The following is a 15993-nucleotide window of genomic DNA, read 5'->3' as shown; positions in this document are numbered from 1 at the left end:
GGTAGAGCGGGATGTCCAAAGAAAAATTTCAACGTAGTAAGCCGCACGTCAATGTAGGCACGATTGGCCATGTTGACCACGGCAAGACCACGCTGACGGCGGCGATCACCACGCATCAGGCGAAGAAGTACGGAGGCGAGGCGAAGGCCTATGATCAGATTGACAATGCGCCGGAGGAGCGTGAGCGCGGCATCACCATTGCGACGGCGCATGTGGAGTATGAGAGTGCCAAGCGCCACTATGCGCATGTGGACTGTCCGGGTCATGCGGACTATGTGAAGAACATGATCACGGGTGCGGCGCAGATGGATGGGGCGATTTTGGTGGTGTCGGCGGCGGATGGTCCGATGCCGCAGACGCGGGAGCATATTTTGCTGGCGCGTCAGGTGGGGGTGCCGTACATCGTGGTGTATCTGAACAAGGCTGACATGGTGGACGATCCGGAGCTGTTGGAGCTGGTGGAGATGGAGGTGCGCGAGCTGCTGTCCAGTTATGACTTTCCGGGGGACGAGACGCCGATCATTGTGGGGTCGGCGAAGCTGGCGTTGGAAGGTGTGGACAGTGAGATTGGAGGTCAGTCGATTGACCGGCTGATGGAGGCGCTTGACAGTTATATTCCGGAGCCGGAGCGTGCCATTGATGGTCCGTTCCTGATGCCGATTGAGGATGTGTTTTCGATCTCGGGGCGAGGGACGGTGGTGACGGGGCGCGTGGAGCGTGGGGTCATCAAGGTTGGAGATGAGGTGGCGATTGTTGGTCTGCGCGACACGGCCAAGACCACCTGCACTGGGGTGGAGATGTTCCGCAAGCTGCTGGATCAGGGTCAGGCGGGTGACAACATTGGGGTGTTGCTACGCGGGACCAAGCGCGAAGAGGTGGAGCGAGGTCAGGTGCTGGCCAAGCCGGGGTCGATCACGCCGCACACCCATTTTGAGGCGGAGGTCTATGTGCTCTCCAAGGAGGAGGGAGGGCGTCACACGCCCTTTTTCAATGGCTATCGTCCGCAGTTTTATTTTCGCACCACGGATGTTACTGGGGCGTGCGAGTTGCCTGAAGGCGTTGAGATGGTGATGCCGGGTGACAACATTAAGATGACGATCAAGCTGATTGCGCCGATCGCTATGGAAGAGGGTCTGCGCTTTGCTGTGCGCGAAGGCGGTCGCACCGTCGGCGCAGGTGTGGTTTCCAAGATCATCGAGTAAGGGCATGACCAGTCAGAGAATCCGAATCCGGCTTAAGGCGTTCGATCATCGTCTGATCGATCAGTCCGCGCGTGAGATCGTCGATACCGCCAAGCGCACCGGCGCTCAGGTGCGTGGTCCGGTCCCGCTGCCGTCCAAGAAGGAGCGCTTTACCGTCCTGATCTCGCCGCACGTCAACAAGGACGCGCGCGATCAGTACGAGCTGCGCACGCACAAGCGTTTGATGGACATCGTCGATCCGACCGATAAGACCGTCGATGCCCTGATGAAACTCGATCTGGCCGCCGGTGTTGACGTCCAGATCAAGCTGAGCTGAGGACGCCATCATGTCGATCGGAGTCATTGGACGCAAAGCCGGCATGACCCGTCTGTTCACTGAGGATGGGGAGAGCATCCCGGTCACCGTGATCGAGGTCACGCCAAACCGTGTCAGTCAGATCAAATCCGAGGAGACCGATGGCTATCGCGCCATCCAGGTCGCCTTTGGTCACCGCCGCGCCTCGCGCGTCAACAAGCCGATGGCTGGTCACTATGCCAAAGCCGGTATCGAGGCAGGTGAGGTGCTGCGTGAGTTCAGGCTGGAAGACAACGAAGGCACCGACATTCAGGTCGGACAGGAGATCACGGTCGCCATCTTCCAGCCGGGTCAGAAGGTCGATGTGCGTGGCGTGACCAAGGGTCGAGGCTTCGCCGGCGTCATTCGTCGTCATCACTTCGCCGGTCAGGACCGCAGTCACGGCAACTCATTGTCACATCGCGCGCCGGGATCCATTGGTCAGAACCAAAGCCCGGGTCGCGTCTGGAAGGGTAAGCGGATGGCGGGTCATCTCGGTGCCGTCAATCGTTGTCAGCAAAATCTCGAGGTCGTGCGCGTCGACACCGAGCGCAACCTGCTCCTTGTCCGTGGTGGCGTGCCCGGACCAAGGGGGGGGCGTCTGGTCGTGCTGCCGTCCGTGAAGCACAAGAACAAGGGCTGAGCACTCATGGAGATCGCCATTCGAAACCACACTGGTGCGTCCAGTGTGCAGGTGTCCGACGCCGTCTTTGGCGTGGAATACAAACCAGGCCTGGTCCACCAGGTCGTGACCGCCTATCTGGCGGGCGCACGCGCCGGCACCAAGGCCCAAAAGAACCGTGCGGCGGTTTCTGGTGGTGGTTCCAAGCCGTGGCGCCAGAAGGGAACCGGACGTGCTCGGGCGGGAACCTCGCGTAGCCCGCTATGGCGCTCGGGCGGTGTAACCTTCGCGGCCCAACCACGCAATTATGCTCAGAAGGTCAACCGCAAGATGTATCGCGGCGCCGTGCGTTCGATCCTCTCCGAACTGGTGCGCACCGAGCGTCTTGTGGTCGTCCCCGAGTTGAAGCTGGAACAGGCCAAGACCAAGGCCCTGGTTGCGTTGCTCAAGAGTCATGATCTGACCGATGTGCTCATCCTCACCGATGGGTTCGACGACAAGCTGTCTCTGGCTGCGCGCAACCTGCCCAAGGTCGACGTGCTGTCGGCGCAAGAGGTCGATCCGGTCAGCCTGATTGCCTTCGAGACCATTCTCGCCACCGAGGCAGCGATCAAAAAGCTGGAGGAGCGACTGGCATGAACAAAGAGCGTCTGATGAAGGTGTTGGTTGCGCCTGTGATCTCCGAGAAGGCCTCGCGTCTGGCTGAGAACTACAACCAGGTGACCTTTCGCGTCCTGGCCGATGCCACCAAGCAGGAAGTCGCCAAGGCGGTCGAGATGCTATTTGAGGTCCAGGTCGATCGCGTCCAGATCCTCAACGTCAAGGGCAAGAAGAAGCGTTTCGGCCAGCGTTCGGGTCAGCGTCAGGACTGGCGTAAGGCCTATGTGCGCATCAAGGCTGGCCAAGACATCGATTTCGGCAATGCCGCTTGAGCGTGGCGGCGGACAGCAACGGATAGATCAAGATGCCAATCGTAAAGACCAAACCGACGTCCGCCGGACGACGCTTCGTCGTCAAGGTGACGACACCCGAGCTGCACAAGGGTGCGCCTTACGCCCCCCTGATCGACAAGCAGACCAAGCACGGCGGACGCAACAATCAGGGCCGGGTGTCCGTGCGTCATCAGGGCGGCGGTCACAAGCAGCGTTACCGGATCATCGACTTCAAGCGCAACCGCAAGGACGGGATCCCCGCGACCGTGGAGCGTCTGGAATACGATCCGAACCGTTCGGCGCACATCGCCTTGTTGAAATATTCCGACGGCGAGCGTGCCTACATCATCGCCCCCAAGGGCCTGAAGGCCGGCGACTCTGTTGTCTCGGGCGATGGTGCACCGATTGCGGTCGGCAACTGTATGCCGCTACGCAACATTCCGGTCGGTACCCTGGTGCACTGCGTTGAGATGCGTCCCGGAAAGGGTGCCCAGCTCGCCCGCTCGGCTGGCGCCTCGGCCCAGCTAGTGGCACGTGAGTCTGGCAGTGCGACCCTGCGTCTGCGCTCGGGTGAGATGCGCAAGGTGCATGCCGATTGCCGCGCCGTGATCGGCGAGGTTGGCAACAGCGAACACAGTCTTCGCAAACTCGGCAAGGCCGGTGCGAGCCGCTGGCGCGGAATTCGCCCGACGGTGCGTGGGGTCGCGATGAATCCGGTTGATCACCCGCACGGTGGCGGTGAGGGTCGCACCTCAGGTGGCCGTCATCCGGTCACGCCCTGGGGTGTGCCGACCAAGGGCCACAAGACGCGCCATAACAAGCGGACCGACAGTATGATCGTGCGTCGTCGCGGTCAGAAATAGCATCAGTCGAGGTTGATCCAGTGCCACGTTCGATTCGAAAGGGTCCGTTCGTCGATCACCACCTGATCAAGAAGGTGGAAGAGGCGGTCGCCCAAAATAGCAAGCGTCCGATCAAGACCTGGTCGCGCCGCTCCATGATCCTGCCGGAGATGGTGGGACTAACCATTGCCGTCCACAACGGACGTCAGCATGTGCCGGTCCTCGTCAACGAAAACATGATCGGTCACAAACTCGGTGAGTTCGCGTTGACCCGTACCTATCGTGGTCACGCCGCCGACAAGAAGGCGAAGAAACGCTAGTCGGAGATCGCGATGCAAGCCGTAGCTACACACAGATATGCCCGGATCTCGGCGCAGAAGGCCCGACTCGTCGCAGACCTGATTCGCGGCAAGCGTGTCGAGGAGGCCCTCAATACGCTGTCCTTCAGCCCTAAGAAGGGGGCCTTGATCATCAAGAAGGTCCTAGAATCCGCGATTGCCAACGCCGAGCACAACGAGGGCGCCGACATCGACGAACTCAAGGTCGCCGCCATCCAGGTCAATGAGGGGCCGACTATGAAGCGGATCATGCCGCGCGCCAAGGGGCGCGCCAACCGCATCATGAAACGCACCAGCCACATCACGCTGACTGTGGCCGAAGCCTAGAGGATCCGGGGGACCATATGGGACAGAAAGTTCATCCAAATGGGATCAGGCTCGGCATCGTCAAGGATTGGACAGCTAAATGGTATGCCAATTCCAGAGATTATGCCGATCTGCTCAACACAGATCTCCAGGTCCGCGACTTCCTGCGCAAGGAACTTGCCAAGGCCTCGGTGAGCCGCATCCAGATCGATCGTCCGGCCAAGAACGCCCACATCACCATCCACACGGCCCGGCCAGGCGTGGTGATCGGCAAGAAGGGCGAGGATATCGATAAGCTGCGCGCCAAGGTCTCGGCGATGATGGGCATCCCGGTGCACATCGCCATCGAGGAGATCCGCAAGCCAGAACTCGACGCGCAACTGGTGGCCGAGGGCATTGCCCAGCAGCTCGAGCGGCGTATCATGTTCCGCCGCGCGATGAAGCGCGCGATTCAGAACACCATGCGTCTGGGGGCAGAGGGGATCAAGGTCAGCGTCTCCGGTCGTCTGAACGGGGCCGAGATCGCGCGCACCGAGTGGGCGCGTGAAGGCCGTGTGCCGCTGCATACCCTGCGCGCCGACATCGACTACGGTTTTGCCGAGGCCAAGACGACCTATGGTGTGCTCGGGGTCAAGGTCTGGATCTTCAAGGGCGAGGTGTTCGGCGACCAGCTGCCCGAGGAACCGGCGCCGAAGGCGGCCGGAAAGAAGGGTTAAGTCATGCTGCAACCGAAACGCACCAAATTCAGAAAGCAACACAAGGGCCGCAACCGCGGTCTGGCCCAGAGCGGCAACCGGGTGAGCTTCGGCGAGTTCGGTCTCAAGGCGATTGAGCGTGGTCGTCTCACCGCGCGCCAGATCGAGGCCGCCCGCCGTGCTATCTCCCGTAGCGTCAAGCGCGGCGGCAAGATCTGGATCCGGGTGTTCCCGGACAAGCCGATCTCCAAGAAGCCGCTCGAGGTTCGTATGGGTAAGGGTAAGGGTAACGTCGAGTACTGGGTCGCCCTGATTCAGCCGGGTAGCATGCTCTACGAGATCGAGGGTGTCAGCGAAGAAGTCGCGCGCGAGGCCTTCAAGCTGGCCTCGGCCAAGCTACCGGTGAAGACCACCTTTGAAAAGCGGACGATTCTGTGATGAAGGCCAACGAGCTTCGAACCAACAGCACCCAAGAGCTTCAGGCACAGTTGATGGAGCTGCTGCGCGAGCAATTCAATCTGCGCATGCAGCGGGGCACAGGCCAGCTGTCCAAGCCCTCGCGCATGAAGGCCGTGCGCCGGGACATCGCCCGGATCAAGACCATCATGGCCGAACGGAAGGCGGGCAGAACATCATGAACGGCGAGAACAAGACCAAGACCAACCGGACACTCGAAGGGCGCGTCACGAGCAACGCCATGGACAAGACCATCACGGTCGTGATCGAGCGCCGTGTCAAGCACCCACTCTATGGCAAGTTTATGCGCCGCTCGACCAAGATCCACGCGCATGATGAGACCAACAGTTGCAACGTCGGTGATCTGGTGCGGGTCGAGCAGTGCCGTCCGCTCTCCAAGACCAAGACCTGGCGCCTGATCGAGATCCTCGAAAAGGCGCGCTGAGCGGTCTTTGCCGGTCTCGCGTGCTTCCGGCCCGGCGCTTACGGCGCGGCCGACGTGGTCATTTCGCGGAGCCATCGATCCATTCCGGATCAGCAACGAGCTTTTTAGGTAAAAGACAATGATTCAGATGCAGACCAATCTCAGCGTCGCCGACAACAGCGGCGCCAAGAGCGTGATGTGCATCAAGGTGCTCGGCGGATCGCAGCGTCGCTACGCGGGCATCGGCGATGTCATCAAGGTTACCGTCAAGGACGCCATCCCACGCGGTAAGGTCAAGAAGGGCGATGTTTACAATGCGGTCGTGGTCCGTACCCGTCACGGCGTGCGTCGCCCTGACGGCTCGCTGATCCGTTTCGACGACAACGCTGCTGTGCTCTTGAACAACCAGCTTCAACCCATCGGTACCCGTATCTTTGGGCCTGTTACGCGCGAGCTGCGCGGCGAGCGTTTCATGAAGATCATCTCGCTGGCGCCGGAAGTGCTTTGAGGAGACGAGATTCATGCGAAAGATCAAAAAGGGCGATGACGTCATGGTCATCGCCGGCAAGGACAAGGGCAAGCGCGGTACTGTGCTCAAGGTGTTGGACGAACACTACATCGTGGTCGAGAACATCAACATTGCCCGCAAGCACCAGAAAGGCAATCCGCAGGCCGGCGTGCCGGGCGGAATCATCGACAAGGCGATGCCGATCCATGTCTCCAATGTCGGGCTCTACAACCCGATCAAGGGTCGCGCCGATCGCGTCGGTTTCAAGATTCTGGCAGACGGGCGTAAGGTGCGGGTGTTCAAGTCCAATGGCGAAGTCGTCGATGTCTGAGCGAGTGAGGCGAGATGTCCAGATTGCAGATTGAATATAAAGAGCGCATCGTGCCTCAGCTCAAGGCGCGCTTCGGCTACAAGAGTGTGATGCAGGTGCCCAAGATCGAGAAGATCACGCTCAACATGGGTGTGGGCGAGGCCGTGGCCGACAAGAAGATCATGGACTATGCCGTCGCTGACCTGCGCGCCATCGCTGGTCAACAGCCGATCGTGACCTACGCCCGCAAGTCGGTGGCCGGGTTCAAGATCCGCGAGGGTTGGCCGATCGGCTGCAAGGTCACCCTGCGTCGCGCACGCATGTATGAGTTTCTCGATCGCCTGATCAGCATCGCGATCCCGCGTATCCGCGACTTTCGTGGCCTGAGCCCCAAGTCCTTCGACGGTCGCGGCAACTACTCGATGGGCGTGCGTGAGCAGATTATTTTTCCTGAAATTGACTACGACAAGATCGACGCGCTACGCGGACTCGACATCACCATCACGACCACGGCGCGGACGGACGAGGAGGGTCGTGCCCTGCTCGAAGCCTTCAACTTCCCCTTCCGGACCTAAGGTAATCGCATGGCGAAGAAGAGTATGATTGCGCGTGATCGTAAGCGTGCCAAGATGGCTGCTCGCTTCAGTGTCAAGCGCGCGGCCCTCAAGGCTGTGATCAATGATCGCAACGCGAGCCCTGAGCAGATCGACGAGGCGGTACTGAAGCTGCAAAAGCTGCCGCGCGACGCCAGCCCGGTGCGCCAGCAGCGTCGTTGTCGCGTCACGGGTCGTCCGCATGCGGTCTATCGCAAGTTTGGGCTCTCGCGCAACAAGTTGCGCGAGGCCGTGATGCGCGGGGATGTCCCCGGCGTCGTTAAGGCGAGCTGGTAAGAGAGCCGACGGCCGCTAGCCATCAGCCGCCAGCTTTTAAGCGTGCTGAAAGCCGATGGCTGGAGGCTTGGGCGCTCAAAGCTAATTTCGAACCTACCGGGTATCGCGTCGCAATGACGGCCTGACCCACGGAGAAGTCAATGAGTCTATCGGATCCGATCGCGGACATGCTGACACGCATCCGCAACGGCCAGCAGCGCGGTAAGATCACGATCGTGATGCCGTCTTCCAAGCAAAAGGTTGCGATTGCGAACCTGCTCAAAGAAGAAGGTTACATCGCCGACGCCATGGTCGAGACCAAGAACGGCAAGCCCGAGCTGGTCATCAAGCTCAAGTACTATCGCGGCAAACCCGTGATCGAGCTTATCCAGCGCGTTTCGCGCCCCGGACTGCGCATCTATCGCGGCAAGGACAATCTGCCCAAGGTCTGGGCTGGGCTCGGTATCGCCATCGTCTCCACCTCCAAGGGTCTGATGACCGACCGCGCGGCCCGTCAGGCCGGACATGGCGGCGAGATCATCGCCTACGTCGCTTAAGGGGAGGCCAAGATGTCACGTGTTGCAAAGGCACCGATCAAGCTCCCCAAGGGCGTCACGGTCGAGATCAAGGGCCAGGATGTCACTGTTAAGGGTCCGAAGGGTACCCTGGGCTGGCGTGTCCATCCAGCCGTGCGTGTCTGCGAGGAGAACGGCGAGATCCGGGTCGCACCCGCTGAGGGCCAGACCGAGGCCTGGGCCCTGGCTGGTACCACCCGTGCGTTGCTCAACAATATGGTCACCGGCTGTGGCAGCGGTTTTACGCGCAAGCTGACCCTGGTCGGCGTCGGTTATCGCGCCCAGGCCAAGGGCGACGTACTCGACCTCAGTCTGGGTTTCTCGCATCCGGTCATCTATCCGGTGCCGAAGGGCATCACGATCGAGACTCCAAGCCAGACCGAGATCCTGGTGTCGGGTGCTGACAAGCAGCAGGTCGGTCAGGTCGCCTCCGAGATCCGGGCCTTCCGCCCACCGGAGCCGTACAAAGGCAAAGGAGTTCGTTACGCGGACGAGAATGTCCTGCGTAAGGAAGCTAAGAAGAAATAAGGGGTCGCAACGATGGACAAGAAACAGGCTCGCCTGCGTCGTGCGACGCGGGCCCGTGCCAAGATGCGTGAGCTTGGCGTCTATCGGCTGTGCGTACATCGCACACCGCGCCATACCTATGCCCAGATCATCGCGCCCGGCAAAGGCGGCGACCGCGTGCTCGCCAGTGCCTCGACCGTCGAGAAGGCCCTGGCCGCGCAAATCACAGGCAACAAGGCCAACATCGCCGCCGCTGTGGTTATTGGCAAGGCGATCGCCGAGCGCGCCCTGGCCGTTGGTGTCGAGACGGTCGCTTTCGACCGATCTGGCTTCCGTTATCACGGTCGTCTCAAGGCGCTCGCGGATGCGGCGCGTGAAGGCGGACTGAAATTTTAAGGGCGCGAATCCATGGCAAACTCCAATCCAAAAGCAGAAGATGATGAGCTCCTCGAAAAGCTGGTGGCGGTCAATCGTGTGGCCAAGGTGGTCAAGGGTGGTCGTCAGTTCGGCTTTGCGGCCCTGACTGTGGTCGGAGATGGCAAGGGCCGGGTCGGCTTCGGTCGCGGCAAGGCGCGTGAGGTGCCGATCGCGATTCAGAAGGCGATGGAAAGCGCCCGCAAGAATATGATCGAGGTCAAGCTCAATGGCTCGACCCTGCAATATCCCTTGCAGGGCAAACACGGCGCAGCCAAGGTTTTCATGCAGCCGGCCTCCGAGGGTACTGGTATCATCGCCGGTGGTGCCATGCGTGCCGTGTTCGAGGTGCTTGGTGTGCAGAACGTGCTTGCCAAGTGCATTGGCACCAACAACCCGACCAACGTCGTGCGCGCCACTGTCAATGGTCTGCGCACCATGAGCGATCCAGCGACCGTGGCCGCCAAGCGCGGCAAGCGTATCGAAGAGATCCTGGGGTAAGCGATGTCCGACAAAAAGATGATGAAGGTCAAGCTGGTGCGCAGCGTGCACGGGCGCCTGGAGAAGCACAAGGCCTGCGTGCGTGGATTGGGTCTGCGTCGCCTGCACCAGGTTGTCGAGGTCGAGGATACGCCCTGTACGCGCGGCATGGTCAATGCCGTGCACTACATGGTCAAGATCGTGGAGGAAGCCTGAGATGAGACTCAATGATCTGCGGCCCGATCCGGGTAGCCGTCCCTCCGCCAAGCGTGTCGGACGCGGGATCGGAAGCGGGCTGGGCAAGACCTGCGGCCGTGGCCACAAGGGGCAAAAGGCCCGTGCCGGCGGGTTTCATAAGGTCGGTTTCGAGGGCGGTCAGATGCCCTTGCAGCGGCGTCTGCCCAAGGTCGGTTTCCGGTCGCGCAAGGCGCTGGAGAAGGACGAGGTACGCCTCAACGAGCTGAATCTGGTCGAGGGTGAGGTCGTCGACCTCGACACGCTCAGGGCCGCCGGGATCATCAACCGCACAGTCAAGAGCGCCAAGATCATCGCCTCCGGCGAGGTCACGCGTGCCCTGACCATCCGTGGTCTGGGTGTGACCAAGGGCGCGCGCGCCGCGATCGAGGCCGCCGGCGGCACGATCGAAGACTAACCCAAGGGCTTGAGACGGATGGCTAAAAACGCTGGATCCATGGTAGGGGCACTCGGTGGGATGGGGCAGTTGACCGAGTTGCGTCAGCGCCTGATGTTTCTATTGGGGGCCCTGCTCGTCTATCGCATCGGTACCTTCATCCCGGTGCCGGGGGTGAATCCAGAGGCGCTGGCCATCCTCTTCGAGCAGAATCAGGGTTCGATCTTGGACATGTTCAACATGTTCTCGGGTGGGGCCCTGCAGCGCGCGAGTCTGTTCGCACTTGGTGTCATGCCCTATATCTCGGCCTCGATCATCGTGCAATTGATGACCTCGGTGGTGCCACAGCTCGATCAGCTCAAGAAAGAAGGCGAGTCCGGACGGCGCAAGATCACCCAGTACACCCGTTACGGCACGGTATTTCTGGCGACCTTCCAGGCGATCGGTATCTCGGTGGCGCTACAGGGTCAGACGGCTGGAGGTGCTGCCCTGGTAGTGCACTCGGGGGTGGGTTTCGTGTTCACCGCGACCGTGTCGCTGGTGACAGGGACCATGTTCCTGATGTGGCTCGGCGAGCAGATCACCGAGCGCGGCATCGGCAACGGGATCTCGATGATCATCTTTGCCGGTATCGTCGCTGGGTTGCCGGCGGCGCTCGGCGGCACATTGGAGTTGGCGCGCACCGGCGAGATGAACGTACTGGGTGTCCTGGCGCTGTTCGCCATGGCGCTCGCCGTGACGGCGTTCGTGGTCTTCGTCGAGCGCGGTCAGCGGCGCATCACGGTGAACTATGCGCGCCGCCAGCAGGGGCGCAAGATGATCCAGGCGCAGAGCACGCACTTGCCGTTGAAGTTGAACATGGCCGGTGTGATTCCGCCGATCTTTGCCTCTAGTATCATCCTGTTTCCGGGCACGCTTGGGCAGTGGTTCGGTAGCAACGAGGATCTGCGCTGGATCGCCACGCTCACCTCCAAGCTGGCACCCGGTGAGCCGATCTATGTGCTGCTCTATGCCTCGGCGATTATTTTCTTTTGTTTCTTCTATACCGCCTTGGTCTTCAACGCAAAGGAGACGGCAGACAACCTCAAGCGCTCGGGTGCCTTCATCCCAGGCATCCGTCCGGGTGAGCAGACGGCGCGTTATATCGATGGCGTCATGACTCGGCTGACCGCCGCTGGTGCCATCTACATCACCGCCGTCTGTCTGCTACCAGAGTTCTTGATCGTTGGCTACAACGTACCCTTCTATTTCGGCGGTACCTCGCTGCTGATCGTGGTCGTCGTGGTCATGGACTTCATGGCGCAGGTGCAGGCACATCTGATGTCGCACCAGTACGAAGGGCTGATGAAGAAGGCCAACCTGAAGGCACCGGGCGGCGGACTGCTGCGCTGAGGCCGTCAACAAATCTTGGTAGACCGCGTCCAGCGCGGCGACCGTCCGGAGTCGCTCTCGGACGGTCGGTTCATTGCAAACACCGCCTGTCGTACGTGGACGCGGTTTTGGGAGAGAAAAACATGAAAGTGCGTGCATCCGTCAAAAAGCTGTGCAGAAATTGCCGAATCATTCGGCGCAATGGCTCGGTGCGTGTGATCTGTTCCGATCCACGTCACAAGCAGCGCCAGGGTTGATCGATTCTTGGTTGACCTAAATAAACCGTTTGATAAACTGTGCAATTTACCCGCTGAGCCTTATAGGATTAAGGGGTTTGTAGACATGGCCCGTATCGCCGGCGTCAATATCCCAGACAAAAAACACGCTGTGATCGCGCTGACCGCGATCTACGGCATCGGTCGCACCCGCGCGGGCCTGATTTGCGATGCGGCAGGTATCGCGCGTACCGCTAAGGTCCAGAACCTTACAGAAGAAGAAATCGACAGGCTGCGTAATGAGGTCGCGAAGTTCACGGTCGAGGGCGATCTGCGGCGCGAGGTGTCGATGAACATCAAGCGGCTGATGGATCTCGGCTGCTACCGGGGCATCCGTCATCGTCGTGGGCTGCCGCTGCGTGGTCAGCGCACCCGCACCAACGCCCGGACCCGCAAGGGTCCGCGTCGCCCGATCAAACGCTAAGCGCCTTGCGCTCGGCCAGATGAACTTGGATTGAAGTCGAATGGCTAAACCGATTCGCAACACGAAAAAAAAGGTCAAGAAGCAGGTCGCAGACGGAATCGCCCATGTCCACGCCTCCTTCAACAACACCATCATCACCATTACAGATCGGCAGGGCAACACCCTGACCTGGGCGACCTCCGGCGGCTCGGGTTTCCGCGGCTCGCGCAAGAGCACGCCCTTCGCTGCTCAGGTCGCCGCCGACAAGGCCGGTCAGGCCGCGAAGGAATATGGTCTGCGCAACCTAGATGTCAACGTCAAGGGGCCAGGGCCGGGGCGCGAGTCTGCGGTGCGCGCACTCAACAATGCTGGGTTCAAGATCACCAGTATCACCGACGTGACGCCCATCCCGCACAACGGCTGCCGCCCCCCAAAAAAGCGGCGCGTCTGAGGGTTCGACGGTTCAACAGGAAGACATATGGCACGTTACATAGGCCCAACCTGCAAGCTGGCGCGGCGCGAGGGTGTAGACCTCTCGCTCAAGAGCCGCGCGCGTTCGCTCGATACCAAGTGCAAGCTAGAGAAGCAGCCCGGCCAGATGGCCGACCGTCGCCGCCGCCTCTCCGACTATGGTGTGCAGCTACGCGAGAAGCAGAAGGTGCGTCGTATCTACGGCGTGCTCGAGCGTCAGTTCCGTAACTACTACAAGAAGGCCGCGCGCTCCAAGGGTGCGACCGGTGAAAACCTGTTGCAACTCCTCGAGCGCCGGCTCGACAACGTCGTCTATCGGATGGGGTTCGGATCCACGCGCGCCGAGGCGCGTCAGCTCGTCAGCCACAAGGGCATCTTGGTTAACGGACGTGTCGTCAACATACCGTCATATCAGGTTGCTGCTGAGGATCACATCGAGGTCCGCGAAGCGGCCAAAAAACAGGTGCGCGTGCAGAATGCCATGGCCCTGGCCGAGCAGTACGGCTTTCCGGATTGGATCGAGGTCGATACCAAGGGCCTAAAGGGTGTGTTCAAGCGCATTCCAGATCGCTCGGATCTTCCGGCTGACATCAACGAATCCCTGATCGTCGAGCTGTACTCCAAGTAAGGAGCTCCCTTAAGAGGCACTGAATGACTGACGCTATTGGGGAATTTCTCAAGCCGCGCATCGTCAAGGTCGAGGAGGTCGATGGCAACCCGTGTCATTCACGGGTCTCGCTGGAGCCGCTCGAACGCGGTTTCGGCCACACGCTTGGCAACGCGCTGCGGCGAATCTTGCTGTCGTCGATGGACGGGTACGCCGTAACGGAAGTCGAGATCCAGGGGGTGCTGCACGAGTACACGACGCTTGCAGGCGTGCAGGAGGATGTGCTTGAGATCCTGCTCAACCTCAAGCAGCTCGCCATCGTGCTCCATGGGAAAGACGAGGCGACCTTTGCCCTGAGCAAGCGCGGTCCAGGACCGGTGACGGCAGGCGACATCATCATCGATCACACGGCCCAGATCGCCAACCCCGAGCTGGTGATCGCCAACCTGACGGCTGATACCGATCTGAGCATGACCCTGACCGTGCGTCGCGGTCGCGGCTATGAGCCAGCAAGCCAGCGCGAGCACGGGGGTGTCGAGGATCGTCCAATCGGCAAGCTGCCAATTGACGCCTCCTTCAGCCCGGTGCGGCGCGTGGCCATCGAGGTACAGTCGGCGCGTGTTGAACAGCGTACCGACCTCGACCGGCTGGTGATTGATCTAGAGACCAACGGCACCATCGATCCGAAGGAAGCCATCCAACGCGCAGCGACCATCCTGCGCGATCAGCTGTCGAGCTTTGTGGCACTGGAAGGCACGGTACCCGCCGAGACCCAGGTCCAGGAGACGCGCGATGAGTTGCCCTATGATCCGATCTTGCTGCGCCCGGTCGACGACCTGGAGCTGACGGTGCGTTCGGCCAACTGTCTCAAGGCCGAGAACATCTATCTGATCGGTGACCTGATCCAGCGCACCGAGGTTGAGCTACTCAAGACACCCAATCTAGGCAAGAAGTCGCTCACCGAGATCAAGGACGTGCTGGCCACGCGCGGGCTATCACTGGGCATGCGTCTTGAGAACTGGCCGCCTGAGAACATCGCTGAGCTCATTCGCTAAGGCGCGTGTGCGGATCTCAAGGATCCGCACCGACCGATCCATGCCATCTAACGATTTAACGATTATTTCGGGATCAGGACCATGCGTCACCGCAAAGCCGGAAGGCAACTGAATCGCACCAGCTCGCACCGCGAGGCCATGTTCCGCAACATGGCGTCATCGCTCTTTCGTCATGAGCTGATCAAGACCACACTGCCCAAGGCCAAGGAGCTGCGGCGCGTCGCCGAACCCTTGATTACCCTGGCTAAGACTGACTCGGTCCACACGCGCCGCCTGGCGTTCGCGCGTCTGCGTGACAAGGAGGCGGTCGGTAAGCTGTTCGTTGAGCTAGGCCCTCGTTATCGGAGCCGTCCGGGCGGTTATCTGCGTATCCTCAAGTGTGGCTACCGTCACAGTGATGCCGCTCCGATGGCCTACGTCGAGTTGGTCGATCGTCCGGCTAAGGCCACGGTGATCGAGGACGACGAGGATTGAGGCGCGCCTTGTCTGGAGCCGAGGCATCGGCGAGATGCGACGACCTGGCTCCAGATGGCCTAAAAACGCCGGGCCCATGCTCGGCGTTTTTGTGTCTGCTCGAAACGCCTCTGGCTTGGATCCAGCAAGACCCGATTCATGTCTGCTCAGCCTGCTATCGAACGTATTCTGCTCGCCACAGATTTTGGCACGGATCTCTATGTCGGTCAGATACAGGCGCGTCTGCATTCGCTATTGCCCGGTATTCCCTGTATGGGGCTCATGCAGGATCTGCCACCCTTCAGACCGGATCTCGCGGCCTACCTGCTCCCAGCACTGCTACGCGATCTGCCGCCTAACTCGCTTTTACTCTGTGTCGTCGATCCTGGGGTCGGAAGTGCGCGCGCTGGATTGCTGGTTCGGGTCGAGGGTCACTGGCTAATCGGGCCGGACAATGGTCTACTGGCGCTTGTGGTGCGACGTGCCGGCGATGGGGCGGTGTGGCGCATCGGCTGGCAGCCGGAGCGGATGTCGGCAAGCTTCCATGGGCGCGACTGGTTTGCACCGTCTGCCGCGCGGCTGGTGCTGGGCAAGGACCTGCAATTGGCTCCACTGGCACCGGCCGACATGGTCGGCGCCGACTGGCCAGACGAGTGCCCGGCCATTGTCTATATCGACCATTTCGGCAATCTGATGACGGGCGTGCGTGCGTCCAGTCTTGCTGACCAGGCCGTGTTGCGGATCCACGGACAGCCGTTGCCCCGCGCCCGTACCTTCTACGAGGTCGAGCCGGGACAGGCGTTTTGGTACGAGAACGCCCTGGGTCTGATCGAGATCGCGGTCAATCAGGGACGTGCCGATCGACAGCTTGTGCTAGGTGTGGGTGAGACGGTCGAGTTTGGCTGAAAGGGCA

Annotated in this window: 30 protein-coding genes; all 30 read left to right on the top strand. The window is 60.8% G+C overall.

Annotated features, from left to right (window positions below):
- Window positions 1-11: 11 nt before the first annotated feature.
- Entirely contained in the window at window positions 12-1202 is a 1191-nt protein-coding gene (gene tuf, locus E6P07_RS07290; protein WP_153974998.1) for an elongation factor Tu, read from the top strand.
- Window positions 1203-1206: 4 nt separating this feature from the next.
- Window positions 1207-1518 carry a 30S ribosomal protein S10 gene (gene rpsJ, locus E6P07_RS07285; RefSeq protein WP_153974997.1) on the top strand — a complete coding sequence of 104 codons (312 nt, stop codon included), beginning with the start codon at window positions 1207-1209 and terminating at the stop codon, window positions 1516-1518.
- 10 nt (window positions 1519-1528) lie between these two features.
- A complete protein-coding gene (gene rplC, locus E6P07_RS07280; RefSeq protein WP_153974996.1) occupies window positions 1529-2179 on the top strand; it encodes a 50S ribosomal protein L3 in 651 nt (216 codons plus the stop codon).
- Between the two features lie 6 nt (window positions 2180-2185).
- Window positions 2186-2797, top strand: coding sequence for a 50S ribosomal protein L4 (gene rplD / locus E6P07_RS07275; protein ID WP_153974995.1), 612 nt, complete (start codon window positions 2186-2188; stop codon window positions 2795-2797).
- Window positions 2794-3090 (top strand): 50S ribosomal protein L23, encoded by a 297-nt coding sequence (rplW, locus tag E6P07_RS07270; protein WP_153974994.1) that lies wholly within the window; start codon window positions 2794-2796, stop codon window positions 3088-3090. The genes rplD and rplW overlap by 4 nt, the downstream gene beginning before the upstream one ends.
- 32 nt (window positions 3091-3122) lie before the next feature.
- Complete coding sequence (rplB, locus tag E6P07_RS07265; protein WP_153974993.1) at window positions 3123-3953, top strand: 50S ribosomal protein L2; 831 nt, start codon at window positions 3123-3125, stop codon at window positions 3951-3953.
- A gap of 20 nt (window positions 3954-3973) precedes the next feature.
- The gene (gene rpsS, locus E6P07_RS07260; protein ID WP_153974992.1) at window positions 3974-4252 is read left to right on the top strand and encodes a 30S ribosomal protein S19; all 279 of its coding nucleotides are present in this window, start codon (window positions 3974-3976) and stop codon (window positions 4250-4252) included.
- 12 nt (window positions 4253-4264) lie between these two features.
- Window positions 4265-4597 (top strand): 50S ribosomal protein L22, encoded by a 333-nt coding sequence (gene rplV, locus E6P07_RS07255; protein WP_153974991.1) that lies wholly within the window; start codon window positions 4265-4267, stop codon window positions 4595-4597.
- A gap of 17 nt (window positions 4598-4614) precedes the next feature.
- Window positions 4615-5292 (top strand): 30S ribosomal protein S3, encoded by a 678-nt coding sequence (rpsC, locus tag E6P07_RS07250; RefSeq protein ID WP_153974990.1) that lies wholly within the window; start codon window positions 4615-4617, stop codon window positions 5290-5292.
- A gap of 3 nt (window positions 5293-5295) precedes the next feature.
- Window positions 5296-5709 carry a 50S ribosomal protein L16 gene (rplP, locus tag E6P07_RS07245; RefSeq protein WP_153974989.1) on the top strand — a complete coding sequence of 138 codons (414 nt, stop codon included), beginning with the start codon at window positions 5296-5298 and terminating at the stop codon, window positions 5707-5709.
- Window positions 5709-5909, top strand: a complete 201-nt coding sequence (gene rpmC / locus E6P07_RS07240; protein WP_153974988.1) for a 50S ribosomal protein L29 — start codon at window positions 5709-5711, stop codon at window positions 5907-5909. Before rplP ends, rpmC begins: the two co-directional genes overlap by 1 nt.
- Complete coding sequence (gene rpsQ, locus E6P07_RS07235) at window positions 5906-6172, top strand: 30S ribosomal protein S17 (RefSeq protein WP_153974987.1); 267 nt, start codon at window positions 5906-5908, stop codon at window positions 6170-6172. The genes rpmC and rpsQ overlap by 4 nt, the downstream gene beginning before the upstream one ends.
- A 118-nt stretch (window positions 6173-6290) precedes the next feature.
- The gene (rplN, locus tag E6P07_RS07230; protein ID WP_153974986.1) at window positions 6291-6659 is read left to right on the top strand and encodes a 50S ribosomal protein L14; all 369 of its coding nucleotides are present in this window, start codon (window positions 6291-6293) and stop codon (window positions 6657-6659) included.
- Window positions 6660-6672: 13 nt separating this feature from the next.
- The gene (gene rplX / locus E6P07_RS07225; protein WP_153974985.1) at window positions 6673-6990 is read left to right on the top strand and encodes a 50S ribosomal protein L24; all 318 of its coding nucleotides are present in this window, start codon (window positions 6673-6675) and stop codon (window positions 6988-6990) included.
- A gap of 14 nt (window positions 6991-7004) precedes the next feature.
- Entirely contained in the window at window positions 7005-7544 is a 540-nt protein-coding gene (rplE, locus tag E6P07_RS07220; RefSeq protein ID WP_153974984.1) for a 50S ribosomal protein L5, read from the top strand.
- A 9-nt stretch (window positions 7545-7553) separates the two neighbouring features.
- A complete protein-coding gene (gene rpsN / locus E6P07_RS07215) occupies window positions 7554-7859 on the top strand; it encodes a 30S ribosomal protein S14 (RefSeq protein ID WP_153974983.1) in 306 nt (101 codons plus the stop codon).
- Window positions 7860-7999: 140 nt separating this feature from the next.
- Window positions 8000-8395 (top strand): 30S ribosomal protein S8, encoded by a 396-nt coding sequence (gene rpsH / locus E6P07_RS07210; RefSeq protein WP_153974982.1) that lies wholly within the window; start codon window positions 8000-8002, stop codon window positions 8393-8395.
- A 12-nt stretch (window positions 8396-8407) separates the two neighbouring features.
- Complete coding sequence (rplF, locus tag E6P07_RS07205) at window positions 8408-8941, top strand: 50S ribosomal protein L6 (RefSeq protein ID WP_153974981.1); 534 nt, start codon at window positions 8408-8410, stop codon at window positions 8939-8941.
- Window positions 8942-8953: 12 nt separating this feature from the next.
- Window positions 8954-9316 (top strand): 50S ribosomal protein L18, encoded by a 363-nt coding sequence (gene rplR, locus E6P07_RS07200; protein ID WP_153974980.1) that lies wholly within the window; start codon window positions 8954-8956, stop codon window positions 9314-9316.
- 12 nt (window positions 9317-9328) lie between these two features.
- Window positions 9329-9835, top strand: a complete 507-nt coding sequence (gene rpsE / locus E6P07_RS07195; RefSeq protein WP_153974979.1) for a 30S ribosomal protein S5 — start codon at window positions 9329-9331, stop codon at window positions 9833-9835.
- A 3-nt stretch (window positions 9836-9838) separates the two neighbouring features.
- Window positions 9839-10030 carry a 50S ribosomal protein L30 gene (gene rpmD / locus E6P07_RS07190; protein ID WP_153974978.1) on the top strand — a complete coding sequence of 64 codons (192 nt, stop codon included), beginning with the start codon at window positions 9839-9841 and terminating at the stop codon, window positions 10028-10030.
- Window position 10031: 1 nt separating this feature from the next.
- Entirely contained in the window at window positions 10032-10466 is a 435-nt protein-coding gene (gene rplO, locus E6P07_RS07185; protein ID WP_153974977.1) for a 50S ribosomal protein L15, read from the top strand.
- Between the two features lie 18 nt (window positions 10467-10484).
- Window positions 10485-11837: a preprotein translocase subunit SecY gene (secY, locus tag E6P07_RS07180; protein WP_153974976.1), complete on the top strand. Its 1353-nt coding sequence runs from the start codon at window positions 10485-10487 to the stop codon at window positions 11835-11837.
- Window positions 11838-11959: 122 nt separating this feature from the next.
- A complete protein-coding gene (rpmJ, locus tag E6P07_RS07175) occupies window positions 11960-12073 on the top strand; it encodes a 50S ribosomal protein L36 (protein ID WP_012971531.1) in 114 nt (37 codons plus the stop codon).
- 85 nt (window positions 12074-12158) lie between these two features.
- Complete coding sequence (gene rpsM / locus E6P07_RS07170) at window positions 12159-12515, top strand: 30S ribosomal protein S13 (protein WP_153974975.1); 357 nt, start codon at window positions 12159-12161, stop codon at window positions 12513-12515.
- 40 nt (window positions 12516-12555) lie between these two features.
- Window positions 12556-12945 carry a 30S ribosomal protein S11 gene (gene rpsK / locus E6P07_RS07165; RefSeq protein ID WP_153974974.1) on the top strand — a complete coding sequence of 130 codons (390 nt, stop codon included), beginning with the start codon at window positions 12556-12558 and terminating at the stop codon, window positions 12943-12945.
- Between the two features lie 27 nt (window positions 12946-12972).
- The gene (gene rpsD, locus E6P07_RS07160; RefSeq protein ID WP_153974973.1) at window positions 12973-13593 is read left to right on the top strand and encodes a 30S ribosomal protein S4; all 621 of its coding nucleotides are present in this window, start codon (window positions 12973-12975) and stop codon (window positions 13591-13593) included.
- A gap of 23 nt (window positions 13594-13616) precedes the next feature.
- Window positions 13617-14627 carry a DNA-directed RNA polymerase subunit alpha gene (locus E6P07_RS07155; protein WP_153974972.1) on the top strand — a complete coding sequence of 337 codons (1011 nt, stop codon included), beginning with the start codon at window positions 13617-13619 and terminating at the stop codon, window positions 14625-14627.
- A gap of 81 nt (window positions 14628-14708) precedes the next feature.
- Window positions 14709-15101, top strand: a complete 393-nt coding sequence (rplQ, locus tag E6P07_RS07150; protein ID WP_153974971.1) for a 50S ribosomal protein L17 — start codon at window positions 14709-14711, stop codon at window positions 15099-15101.
- A 138-nt stretch (window positions 15102-15239) separates the two neighbouring features.
- A complete protein-coding gene (locus tag E6P07_RS07145) occupies window positions 15240-15986 on the top strand; it encodes an SAM hydrolase/SAM-dependent halogenase family protein (protein WP_153974970.1) in 747 nt (248 codons plus the stop codon).
- Window positions 15987-15993: the final 7 nt, after the last annotated feature.

This window comes from Thermochromatium tepidum ATCC 43061 (assembly GCF_009664085.1).
In the GTDB taxonomy this organism is placed as follows: domain Bacteria; phylum Pseudomonadota; class Gammaproteobacteria; order Chromatiales; family Chromatiaceae; genus Thermochromatium; species Thermochromatium tepidum.
The sequence above is the reverse complement of the archived record's forward strand: the minus strand, read 5'-3'. Positions and strand labels throughout refer to the sequence as shown.